Origin of the sequence: Caldimonas sp. (assembly GCF_046289365.1) — a bacterium.
Lineage (GTDB): Bacteria > Pseudomonadota > Gammaproteobacteria > Burkholderiales > Burkholderiaceae_C > Caldimonas.
Genome location: NZ_JBKBVU010000089.1, coordinates 1 through 10,789, shown reverse-complemented (window position 1 = coordinate 10,789; position 10,789 = coordinate 1). Strand labels below are relative to the sequence as shown.

Sequence of the window (10,789 nt, the reverse complement as noted above, 5' to 3'; positions counted from 1 at the left end):
GGCGCAGATAGCCCAGCAGGAAGTCGATGTTCAAGCTGCGCTCGTGGGCCTCGTCGATGATGAGCGTGTCGTAGGCCGACAGCAGCGGGTCGGTCTGCGTCTCGGCCAGCAAGATGCCGTCGGTCATCAGCTTCACCGAGGCCCCGGGCGAAAGCCGGTCCTGGAAGCGCACCTTGTAGCCCACCACCTCGCCCAGCGGCGAGTTCAGCTCCTGGGCGATGCGCTTGGCCACACTGGAGGCCGCGATGCGCCGCGGCTGGGTGTGACCGATCAGGCCGGCCCCCCCGGCCCCGCGGCCCCGTCCCAGGGCCAGCGCAATCTTGGGCAACTGCGTGGTCTTGCCCGAGCCCGTCTCGCCGCAGACGATGACCACCTGGTGCGCCTGGAGCGCACGCGCAATCTCCTCCCACCGGCCGGACACCGGCAGCGACTCGGGAAAGGTGATCGGCGGAACGGGGTGGGCGGGCCCCGCACTGCGGGGCCGTGCGCTGGAACTCATCGGCTCGTGCAAAATCCGCCATTATTTCAAAGCGCCCGCCCGGACGCGGACCATCGCCCGCCCACCACCATGAGCCTCGTTTTTCCCCACACCTTCGTCCCGTGGTTCCGCTCGGTGGCGCCGTACGTCCATGCCTACAAGGGCAAGACCTTCGTGGTAGGCCTGGCCGGCGAAGCGATCGCCGCGGGCAAACTCAATGCCTTCGTTCAGGACCTGGCGATCTTGCACGCCATGGGCATCAAGCTCGTGCTCGTGCACGGCTTCCGTCCGCAGGTGACCGAACAACTTCGCGCCAAGGGGCACGAATCGCGCTTTTCTCACGGCATACGCATCACCGACCCCATCGCGCTGGACTGCGCCCAGGAAGCCGCCGGCCAGTTGCGTTTCGAGATCGAGGCCGCGTTCTCCCAGGGCCTGCCCAACACGCCCATGGCCAATTCGACGGTGCGCGTGATCTCGGGCAACTTCCTCACCGCCCGGCCGGTCGGCATCGTCGACGGCGTGGACTTCATGCACAGCGGCGTGGTGCGCCGCGTGGACGCAGGCGCCATTCAGCGCGCCATCGACACCGGAGCGATCGTGCTGCTGTCGCCCTTCGGCTTCTCGCCCACGGGCGAGGCCTTCAATCTCACGATGGAAGATGTGGCCACCAGCACCGCGGTGGCCCTGCAGGCCGACAAGCTCATCTTCATGACCGAGGTGCCCGGCATCCGCGAAAACCCCAACGACCCGGACAGCCCGATCGACACCGAGCTGGCGCTGGCCGATGCGCAACGCCTGCTGGCCCAGTTGCCCAGCCCGAGCCAGCCCACCGACACGGCCTTCTACCTGCAGCACTGCGTCAAGGCCTGCCTGGGCGGGGTCGAGCGCTCGCACATCCTGCCTTTCTCCGTGGACGGCGCCGTGCTGCTCGAGGTCTACACCCACGACGGCATCGGCACCATGGTGGTCGACGAAAAGCTGGAAAGCCTGCGCGAGGCCACCGTGGACGACATCGGCGGCATCCTCCAGCTCATCGAACCCTTCGAGAAAGACGGCACCCTGGTCAAGCGCAGCCGTACCGAGATCGAGCGCGACATCGGTCACTACACCGTGATCGAACACGACGGCGTGATCTTCGGCTGCGCAGCCCTCTACCCCTACCCCGAAGCCCGCACCGGCGAGATGGCCGCGCTGACCATCTCGCCCCAGGTGCAGGGCCAGGGCGACGGCGAACGCATCCTCAAGCGCATCGAGCAGCGCGCCCGCGCCATGGGGTTGGAGTCCCTGTTCGTGCTGACCACCCGCACGATGCACTGGTTCATCAAGCGCGGCTTCAGCGAGGTCGACCCGGACTGGCTGCCTGAAGCCCGCAAGCGCAAGTACAACTGGGACCGCCGCTCCAAGGTCCTGGTCAAACGCCTGCGCTGAGCGCAGGAGAAATGCGCAAGGCGCGCCGGGTCTTCGGGCTGCAAGGCCCGTGTCCCGCGAGACAATCCTCCCGAATCCCTCCGATGACACAAGGCAATTCCATGGCTCGCACCGTTCAATGCGTCTATCTCAAGAAGGAAGCCGAAGGCCTCGACTTTCCTCCCTATCCCGGAGAGCTGGGCAAGCGCATCTACGACCACGTCAGCAAGGAAGCCTGGGCTGGCTGGCTGAGGCACCAGACCATGCTCGTGAACGAGAATCGGCTGAACCTGGCCGACGCTCGGGCCCGCCAGTACCTGGCCCGGCAGATGGAGCGCTACTTCTTCGGCGAAGGCGCCGACCAGCCCGCCGGCTACGTGCCGCCGTCGAACTGAACCGTTCACCCCGGCCGGCCGCCCCCGGACAGCCCAGGGGCAAACAACGACACCGGTGCCGGCCCAGCGCGGGCCGGACCCAGGCAGCGTACGATCCAGGCATCCAGGGATCGTGGATCCAGCGGCTTGTCCAGGCAACCCAGGCCAGCCATCGATGCGCGCCAACGGCGCCAGCGCCCCTGGCACCCCAACACGGCCAGTTTCGGTGCGGGCCGGCACGCATGCGGAACACGAAGCTGCCGCACGAGCAGCCAGCCCGCCGGCTCGCCCAGGTGATCGAAGTCCACCACCACCAGATCCACCGGCCGCTCGGCACAGAACTCGACGGCCGCCTCAGCCTCGGCCACATCGGCGCAGGCCACCTGCCGCAGACTCAAGCGGCTGCGCAGGTATAGGCTGTGGGCGCCTTCGCAGGCCACCAGCAGGGCCTGTGCGGGACGCGACCGTGCATCGGGCCCTGCGGCGATGGCTGAGGGTTTGGGCATCCTTCCATGATCTCTCAGGCGCCTCACGACTCACAAGGGCAAATGCCACGCTCGCTGGCGGCACACTCGCCGCGACAAGGCCCTGCTAGCAGATCAAACTTCCTCAAAATCTTTTTGAGAATCATTCGTGTTTTTGTCTAGAATGCGGCGGTCTTTTCCAGGAGTGACCATGTCCATCCGACGTCTTGCCGCCCCTTTGTGTGCCCTGGCTGTCGCCCTGAGCCTGCCGTCCCACGCCCAGGACAACCAGGTGCTCAACCTGTACTCCGCTCGCCACTATCAGACGGACGAAGCCCTCTATACCAACTTCACCAAGGCCACCGGGATCCGCATCAACCGGGTCGAAGCCGATGACGCCGGCATCCTGGCGCGCCTGAAGAGCGAGGGCTCAGCCAGCCCGGCTGACGTGATCCTGCTGGTGGACGCTGCCCGACTGTGGCGCGCCGAGGCCGATGGGCTGTTCTCCCCGCTGCGATCGAAGGTGCTGGAAGAGCGCATTCCAGCCAAACTGCGCGGTGCCGACAACGGTCAGGGTTCGCAGTGGTTCGGCTTTTCCACGAGGGCGCGCGTGATCGTCTACAACAAGGCCACGATCCAGCCGTCTGCCGTCGACACGTACGAAAAGCTGGCTGATCCGGCGCTCAAAGGCAAGGTCTGCACTCGCTCAGGCTCGCACCCTTACAACCTGTCGCTGTTCGGCTCCCTGATGGAGCACATCGGCCCCGAGAAAACCGAAGCCTGGGCCAAGGCGGTCGTCGCCAACATGGCCCGCGAACCCAAGGGCGGCGACACCGACCAAATCCGTGCCGTGGCCAGCGGCGAATGTGGCGTGGCCATCAGCAACAGCTACTATTTCGCCCGCCTGATGCGTTCGAACAAGCCGGAAGACCAGGACGTCGTGCGCAAGGTCGGTGTCGTGTTTCCGAATCAGCAAAGCTGGGGCACGCACGTCAATATTTCGGGCGGCGGCGTGGCCCGCCATGCCAAGAACCGCGAAGCGGCCCGGCTGTTCCTGGAATATCTGGCCAGCGACCAGGCCCAGGTTTACTTCGCCAATGGCAACAATGAGTATCCCGTCGTCGCCGGGGTGAAGGCCGGCAATCCGGCCCTCGACGCCCTGGGTGAATTCAAGGCCGAACTCGTGCCGATCGCCACTGTCGGCGCCAATACCGCCAAGGTCCAGCAGATGCTCGACCGGGTGGGCTTCAAGTAAAGTCGGCACGGCCACCGGCGCCTGCCGGCCTCGCCCTTGCGCGCCCGCTGCGCCTTCCGTGCGGCGGGCGTTTGCTTTTTCTGGAAACCCGCAAGTCCGGTTCCAAACCCGGCTCATTCGGGCTATATTCAGCTCTGTTGTCATTTCCGAGGCTGAATACATGTCGACCTATCAGGAACTCCTTGCCCAGAAAGCCGAGCTCGAAAAGAAAATCGAGAACGCCCGCAAACAAGAACTGGCCGAGGCCATCGCCAAGATCAAGAGCCTGATGGCCCAATATGGCATCACGGTGGCTGATCTCGGTGGCAAGTCCTCCACGGGCAAACCCGCAGTGGGCAAGGGTGGCAAAGTGGCGCCCAAATACCGCAATCCCGCCACCGGTGAAACCTGGACCGGGCGCGGACGCCAACCCAAGTGGGTGGAAGCAGCCCTTGCCAGCGGCAAGCAACTGAGCGACCTCGCCATTTGAACCCAAGGGCCCCAGCGGCCGCGCTGACCCGGCAGCCTCGCCCCCAGCCCACTTTGACACGGCCGAACCCCGGCACACCGATGTCGGGTTTCGGCCGTTTTGCATCGAACACCAGCCCGCTTCCTGCCGCCCGATGCGGCATCAAACGCACGCAGGCAGGATATTTTGCGGGCCCCCATCCCCAGGGGGGCCCAAACACGGTAAGTTAGATAGGCCGTCCCAATCCGGTCGCGCTGCCGGGTTGGCTTACTCGATCAAATACGCCTTGCCGCCATGCCCACCGCCCATCTCAGCTTCACCGTCCGGATCGCCCGCAGCCCCCAGGACCTCCAGGCCGCCTGCCGGGTGCGCTCCGAGTCGTATGGACATCATCTCCCGGAGTTACGCACCGCCTTTGCGCAACCCGACACCTTGGACCACTCCCCCGCCACGGTCGTGCTGGTGTGCACCGACAAAGCCAGCGGCGAGCCGGTGGGCACGGCGCGGGTCCAGGTCAACAGCCATGGCCCCTTGCTGATCGAAGGCAGCGTGCAAGTGCCCGAGGCCATGCGCGACGACGCGCGGGCCGAGATCACCCGGCTGGCGGTGGTTCCGGGTCAGACCGACCCGCTCATCAAGCTCGCGCTGATGAAGGCCAGCTACCTCTATTGCCTGGCCAACCAGGTGCGCTGGATGGTCATCGGCGCCCGCAGTCCGGCCCTGGTCCGGCAGTACCGGCGTCTGGGCTTCACCAGCCTGTACGACGACGACCGCACCGTGCCGCTGGCACATGCCGGGAACATCGACCATTGGGTCCTGGCCTTCGACGTGCGCGCTGCTGAGCGCGAATGGCATGCGAAGCACCATCCGCTCTACACCTTCATGGTGGGCACCGTACACCCCGACATCCGGCTGTTCGAACCGGCGATGTCCCTAGGTCGGCAGGAAGCCCTTGCCGCCTAGCGAGGCATCGTCCGCTTCGTCCTGAGCCGAGGCAGGCGGGGCCCCACGGTTGGTTCCTGGAAGCTGCAGCCACACGCTCATCAAAGCCATCAGGTCGGCGTCGGTGAACGGCTTGGCCAGGAAATCGTCCATGCCCGCGGAGATGCAACGGCGGCGATCCTCCTCGCTGGCCGTGGCGGTCAGGGCAATCACCGGCACCCTCGCCAAGCCCAGGGCCTGTTCCTGGTTGCGGATCTCGCGTGTGGCTTCGAAGCCATCGAGCGTGGGCATCAGGCAGTCCATCAGAATCAGATCCGGACGCCCCACCTCTCTCAGGGCATGACGCACCGCTTCGCGGCCATCATGCACATGCTCGACCTCGAGCCCGCAACGCTCCAGGAAGGCCGACGCCACCAAGGCATTGAGATCGTTGTCTTCCACCAGCAGCACATGGGGCTGGCGCTGTCCGGGCGGCTCGCCCGCCTGCACCGCCACGGGGCCGGGCCCCGTCGCGGCTGGCGTGCTCGCCGGCGGGGCAGTCACCGTCTGCGGCGCCTCCACCGAAGGCAGCCGGGCCGTGAAGCGGAACAACGAACCCACCCCCACCGTGCTCTGGCAGGTGATATCGCCCCCCAGCGCATGGGCGATCTCGCGCGCAATCGTCAGGCCCAGCCCGGTGCCCTCCAGGGGACGCGACGGCCCGGCAGCCACCTGCCGGAAGGCCTCGAAAATGCGCCCCTGGTCGGCAGGGGCGATGCCCACACCGGTGTCACGAACCTCGAAGATCACCGTCTCGTCACCGGGTTCCCGATGAGCCGCCAAGCCGATCCATCCCTTCTGGGTGAACTTCACCGCATTGCCCAGCAGGTTGTGCAGCACCTGGCGTGTGCGCGCCGGATCGCCCTCCACCCAGCATGGACGCGGCAGACGCAGGTCGCTGGTGAAGACCAAACCTTTGTCTTCGGCACGCACGGCATACACCCCTGCCACCCGCTCCAGTTCGGCTGCCAGGTCGAACGTGGTGCGCTGGATCTTCAACTGACCCGACTCGATGCGGGCGATGTCCAGCAAGTCGTTGATCAGCGACAGCAGGTGCGTCCCCGAGCTCTCGATCAATTCGACCCGACGCCGCATCGCCGGATCCTTGGCATCCACGTGGATCAGCCGTGCCAGCCCGAGGATGCCGTGCAGCGGGGTGCGCAATTCATGACTCATCGTGGCCAGGAACTGGCTTTTGACGGCACTCTCCCGCTTGGCCAGCTCCAGAGCCTCGGCCCGTTCCTGGGCGATGCGGCTTGCATGCAGACGCAGCAGGAAGACCTCGGCCAGACGCTTCTCGGAGCGAAAGGCCGTGGTGAGCAGCAGGCCTAGCATCAGCACCAGCCCGGTGCCACCCAGAAAACCAAATTCGTCGCCCCGCCACAGCAGAGACAGCGCAGTGGGGCCGAGCATCGGGGCCACATAGGCCGCCGTGGCCAGCATCCGCACCTGCAGTCCGAAGGTGGCCACCGACGCCACACACGCCAGGCTGGCAGCCACCAGCGAGGCGGTATGCGAGTCCTGCTGCATCAGCCACGCCCCCGCCAGACCCCAGACCGCTCCGTCCAATGCCAGCAGCCAGTAGGTGCTGTTGCGCCAGGCCTGCCCCCCGGGATACCCCTGGCGCCGGTACACCTGGGCCTGCACGATACGCGGAATGGCCACCAGCAGCTTCATGACCACCCAGGTTTGCACCAGCAGCCGAGGCACGGTGTCGGGCATGTGCAAGGCCATGAAGACCGCGAACGCCGTGGCAATGAGCGTTCCGATGGACGCGTGCATCCAGACCATGCGCAGTTGCTCGTCGGCAACCCGCTCTGCAAGGTCACGGTCGATCTGGACGCCTATCGCGTCTGCCATCTTGGTCACCACCACGTTGCCGAGTGTAGTTTTTCACTTCGTGGTATCAACACCCCCACGCCCCAGGCTGGCGCCGCGTGCGCGCCGTTGTCTCATTTCTGCCGCATCCCATGCCAACGGTCCGTCACCGCACGCCATCAGGCGGCAGTCATGGGGACGGGCAATTCAGCCGGGCATTCCAGCCCCAGGCGCTCGCAGCGTTCGCGCAGCCGTTGCCAGCGCAGACTGATCGGCGCCTGCGGCAGGCTGTCGCAGACTTCGGCGAACATTCTCATCAAGGCACGACGCCGGCTGACCTCCAAGGCTCGCTGCCAGTCCTGCAGAATGGCTACCTGGACCTCGGGCGGCATCGACAGGAACTCCTCGTCCAGGTTGATCGAGCCCTGGGCCCGTTCCAGATCGGCGAACAGGCCTTGAACCGGGAGATGGAACGCACCGCAGGCGTCCTCCTGGTCATCCAACACGGCAAACACGCTTGTCATTCCGGACGCTCCTGCTCCTGGGCCCGCCGGACCCGCCACGGGCCCCAGGGCATTGACACCATTTCACACTCGACCCGCCGGCCCACGACACCGCGGCCTGTACGGCTATATCGCATCGGAAGCCAGATCTCTTGAGCTCACAACCCCCAGACCCGGGGCTCGCACCGCCTTGAAATGTGCATTCCTTCACGCTATGGACGGCTGTCGGAATTGTCCTACAGTTCCGTTCCCCTCCCGGCTGACGGGTCGGGGAGCCAGTGCGCCGCACACTGCCGCGATTCTTCCATGGCCGTTTGCGGCCACCGTTGCCGATTTGTCACCGCCCGCATGCAAAGACGCCACTTTGTTCACACCCTGGGGGCTCTCGCAACCCTGCCCTGGGCCGATTCCCTCCTGGCGGCATCGGCGAGCCAGCCAGCCCCCGCCGCGCAGCCCTTCGACCACGCCAAGCTCAAGGGTCATGCCCGCTGGCTGTCCGAACGCCCGTATCAGACCCGCTCGCGCCGGCTGCCCGCGGCGGTCGAGGCGCTGGACTGGGACCGGTACCAGTCCATCCGTTTCCGCCCCGAGCGGGCCCTGTGGCGCGATGAGGGCTTGCGCTTCCAGGCCCAGTTCTTCCATCTGGGCCTGTTCTTCAAGTCCCCAGTGCGCATCCATGAGGTTGTCGACGGGCAGGCCCGCGAAATCGCCTACCGGGCTTCGATGTTCGACCATCGCCAAAGCGGCCTGGACCCGGCCGCCCTGCCCGGCGATCTCGGGTTTGCAGGCTTTCGTCTGAACTTTCACACCGACCTGGAGCGCGACGTCTGCGCCTTCCTGGGGGCCAGTTACTTCCGTGCCGTCGGCGGACAATGGCAATACGGGCTGTCCGCGCGGGGGCTGGCCATCGACACGGCCATGCCCTACCCCGAGGAGTTTCCCGACTTCACCGCCTTCTGGCTGGAGCGGCCCGACCCGCAATCCAGCACCGTCGTCGTGCACGCCTTGCTCGACTCCCCCAGCATCGCCGGCGCGTACCGCTTGCGCATCACCCCGGGAGACACCCTCGTGATGGATGTGGACGCCAGCCTGTACCCGCGCAAGACCATCGAACGCCTGGGCATCGCCCCCCTGACCAGCATGTACCAGGTGGGAGAAAACGACCGTCGCATGGGCTACGACTGGCGCCCGGAGATCCACGACAGCGACGGCCTGGCCCTGTGGACCGGGGCAGGCGAATGGATTTGGCGCCCACTGACCAATCCGCGGCAGCTCGCCTTCAACGCGTTCCAGGACCGTCAACCGCGCGGCTTCGGGCTGCTGCAGCGCGACCGCAACTTCGAGAATTACCAAGACGATGGAGTCTTCTACGAGCGCCGGCCCAGCCTGTGGGTGGAACCCCGCGGCGACTGGGGAGACGGTTCGGTCCAGCTCGTCGAGATTCCCACCGTCGACGAAACCTTCGACAACATCGTCGCCTTCTGGAACCCGCGGCGCAAGCCCCAGGCGGGCGAGGAACTGCTCTACAGCTACCGCCTGCACTGGGGCACGCATCCCCCGGTCCAGCCTCCCTTGGCCCGGTGCGTGGCCACCCGCACCGGCCTGGGCGGCGTCGTCGGCCGGCCACGCCAATATTTCTCGTGGCGCTTTGCCGTGGACTTCACCGGCGGGGATCTCTCGCTGCTGGGGCGCAACGCCAACGTCAAGGCCGTCGTCACCCCCAGCCGAGGCCGCGTCGAGATCGTCTCGGCACGGCCGCTGCATTCCATCGGCGGCTACCGCGCGATGTTCGACTTGGTGCCGCCCGAGGACACCGAACCCATCACCATCCGCCTCTATCTCGAGCACGCGGGACAGCCGCTCACCGAGACCTGGCTGTACCAATGGAGCCCGCCGCCAATGACCGAGCGCAAGCTGTACTGACAACGAAAAAGCCACCCGCAAGGGTGGCCGACCTCAAAACAGGCTGGGAATCATCGGCGACCCGGCCACTATCGCCGCCCCCGTACCTCCTCCATCGCTTCACAAATCAGCGCCGCCCCCTGCAGCACCCTCGGTGTGGGCCGGTTGATGAGATCGCCGTTCACATAGAACAGGTTGCCGCGCTGCACGGCCGTGAGGCGGGGGAAGCGTTTCCAGCCGTCGAGGCTGTCCACCGGGCGGTGGGAGTGGGTGGCCCCCATGCTGGCGGCGAACATGAATTCGGGGTTGGCTTGCAGCACGGCTTCGTCGGACAGCGTAGGCACCAGGGGCTCCAATTTGCCGAAGACGTTGACGCCACCGCACAGACGGATCACGTCGCTCACCATGTGTTCGTCGTTCAGCGTCTTCAGGGGCTGGCGCCACACCTGGTAGAAGGTGGTCACGGGCGGGCGGCCGGCGTAGCGGTCGCGCAGGGATTGCAGTTGCTGGCGGTAGCTGTCGGCCGCCTGCGTGGCCTGGGCGCTGGTGCCCAGCAGGCGGCCCAGGCGTTCCAGGGCGCCGGGGATGTCGTCAAGGCGCCGCGGGTCGCTTTCATATACGGGGATGCCCAGATGGCCCAGCTTTTCGAGCTGGCGGCGTGCGTTGCCGTGGCGCCAGACGACGATCAGATCGGGCTTCAAGGCGGCCACGGCTTCCAGATCGACGGCCTTGTTGTCACCCACGCGGCGGATGGCCTTGGCGGCCTCGGGGTAATCGCTGAACTCGACCACGCCCACCAGGCGCTCGCCGCCCCCGGCGGCGAAGATGAGTTCGGTGGCATGGGGGGCGAGGCTGATCACGCGCTGGGCCGCTCGGGGCAGCGTCACCGTACGGCCGTGGTCATCGCCCACGGTCACGGGCTGGGCGGACGCAGCCAGTGCGGCGCCCAGCCAGGCCCAGCCGAGCACCAGACGCAAGCCGCGAGACAGGACATTCGGTTTCATGGGGTCTTCGCTATGAAGGTGGTGGATGCGGTGGCCCGGCCGAAGGCGGCATCGAGCCGCTGCAAGGCGGCCTCGTCGGACGGCAGGCCCAGGCGCAGGGCCTGGAAGGCGGGGCCCTCGTGGCCGGCGGGCGCGGGCAGGTCGAACAGGCG

General features: G+C 66.5%; 11 protein-coding genes. 6 read left to right on the top strand and 5 right to left on the bottom strand.

From position 1 onward, the window contains the following. Positions 1 to 499, bottom strand: a 499-nt coding sequence (locus tag ACK42S_RS10365; protein WP_409706674.1) for a DEAD/DEAH box helicase, incomplete at its 3' end; no start/stop codon positions are given. A gap of 69 nt (positions 500 to 568) precedes the next feature. Here ACK42S_RS10365 and argA point away from each other — a divergent pair. After that, entirely contained in the window at positions 569 to 1,909 is a 1,341-nt protein-coding gene (argA, locus tag ACK42S_RS10360; RefSeq protein ID WP_409706671.1) for an amino-acid N-acetyltransferase, read from the top strand. Between the two features lie 101 nt (positions 1,910 to 2,010). Then, entirely contained in the window at positions 2,011 to 2,283 is a 273-nt protein-coding gene (locus ACK42S_RS10355) for an oxidative damage protection protein (protein ID WP_409659454.1), read from the top strand. A 5-nt stretch (positions 2,284 to 2,288) separates the two neighbouring features. On the opposite strand, the gene ACK42S_RS10350 is transcribed toward ACK42S_RS10355, so the two are convergent. Then, entirely contained in the window at positions 2,289 to 2,768 is a 480-nt protein-coding gene (locus ACK42S_RS10350; RefSeq protein WP_409706668.1) for a hypothetical protein, read from the bottom strand. Positions 2,769 to 2,937: 169 nt separating this feature from the next. Between ACK42S_RS10350 and ACK42S_RS10345 the strand changes: the two genes are divergently transcribed. The 3 genes from ACK42S_RS10345 (at position 2,938) to ACK42S_RS10335 (ending at position 5,392) form a co-directional block, all read left to right on the top strand. After that, positions 2,938 to 3,981, top strand: coding sequence for an extracellular solute-binding protein (locus ACK42S_RS10345; RefSeq protein WP_409706665.1), 1,044 nt, complete (start codon positions 2,938 to 2,940; stop codon positions 3,979 to 3,981). Positions 3,982 to 4,141: 160 nt separating this feature from the next. Then, the gene (locus ACK42S_RS10340) at positions 4,142 to 4,450 is read left to right on the top strand and encodes an H-NS family nucleoid-associated regulatory protein (RefSeq protein WP_409706662.1); all 309 of its coding nucleotides are present in this window, start codon (positions 4,142 to 4,144) and stop codon (positions 4,448 to 4,450) included. 273 nt (positions 4,451 to 4,723) lie between these two features. Further along, positions 4,724 to 5,392, top strand: a complete 669-nt coding sequence (locus ACK42S_RS10335) for an N-acyl amino acid synthase FeeM domain-containing protein (RefSeq protein ID WP_409706659.1) — start codon at positions 4,724 to 4,726, stop codon at positions 5,390 to 5,392. Here ACK42S_RS10335 and ACK42S_RS10330 read toward each other — a convergent pair. Beyond that, positions 5,363 to 7,270: a response regulator gene (locus ACK42S_RS10330; protein ID WP_409706656.1), complete on the bottom strand. Its 1,908-nt coding sequence runs from the start codon at positions 7,268 to 7,270 to the stop codon at positions 5,363 to 5,365. The two genes, ACK42S_RS10335 and ACK42S_RS10330, sit on opposite strands and share 30 nt — an antisense overlap. 137 nt (positions 7,271 to 7,407) lie before the next feature. Further along, positions 7,408 to 7,752: a hypothetical protein gene (locus tag ACK42S_RS10325; protein WP_409706653.1), complete on the bottom strand. Its 345-nt coding sequence runs from the start codon at positions 7,750 to 7,752 to the stop codon at positions 7,408 to 7,410. 327 nt (positions 7,753 to 8,079) lie between these two features. On the opposite strand from ACK42S_RS10325, the gene ACK42S_RS10320 reads away from it, so the two are divergent. Next, positions 8,080 to 9,654 (top strand): glucan biosynthesis protein, encoded by a 1,575-nt coding sequence (locus ACK42S_RS10320; RefSeq protein ID WP_409706650.1) that lies wholly within the window; start codon positions 8,080 to 8,082, stop codon positions 9,652 to 9,654. Positions 9,655 to 9,722: 68 nt separating this feature from the next. Here the strand turns inward: ACK42S_RS10320 and ACK42S_RS10315 are convergent, their stop codons facing one another. After that, a complete protein-coding gene (locus ACK42S_RS10315) occupies positions 9,723 to 10,637 on the bottom strand; it encodes a cobalamin-binding protein (protein ID WP_409706647.1) in 915 nt (304 codons plus the stop codon). Positions 10,638 to 10,789: the final 152 nt, after the last annotated feature.

Bases quoted from the DNA above. Each gene is read 5' to 3' on its own strand.
- argA (WP_409706671.1), top strand. From the start codon at position 569: ATGAGCCTCGTTTTTCCCCACACCTTCGTCCCGTGGTTCCGCTCGGTG.
- ACK42S_RS10355 (WP_409659454.1), top strand. From the start codon at position 2,011: ATGGCTCGCACCGTTCAATGCGTCTATCTCAAGAAGGAAGCCGAAGGC.
- ACK42S_RS10350 (WP_409706668.1), bottom strand. From the start codon at position 2,768: ATGCCCAAACCCTCAGCCATCGCCGCAGGGCCCGATGCACGGTCGCGT.
- ACK42S_RS10345 (WP_409706665.1), top strand. From the start codon at position 2,938: ATGTCCATCCGACGTCTTGCCGCCCCTTTGTGTGCCCTGGCTGTCGCC.
- ACK42S_RS10340 (WP_409706662.1), top strand. From the start codon at position 4,142: ATGTCGACCTATCAGGAACTCCTTGCCCAGAAAGCCGAGCTCGAAAAG.
- ACK42S_RS10335 (WP_409706659.1), top strand. From the start codon at position 4,724: ATGCCCACCGCCCATCTCAGCTTCACCGTCCGGATCGCCCGCAGCCCC.
- ACK42S_RS10330 (WP_409706656.1), bottom strand. From the start codon at position 7,270: ATGGCAGACGCGATAGGCGTCCAGATCGACCGTGACCTTGCAGAGCGG.
- ACK42S_RS10325 (WP_409706653.1), bottom strand. From the start codon at position 7,752: ATGACAAGCGTGTTTGCCGTGTTGGATGACCAGGAGGACGCCTGCGGT.
- ACK42S_RS10320 (WP_409706650.1), top strand. From the start codon at position 8,080: ATGCAAAGACGCCACTTTGTTCACACCCTGGGGGCTCTCGCAACCCTG.
- ACK42S_RS10315 (WP_409706647.1), bottom strand. From the start codon at position 10,637: ATGAAACCGAATGTCCTGTCTCGCGGCTTGCGTCTGGTGCTCGGCTGG.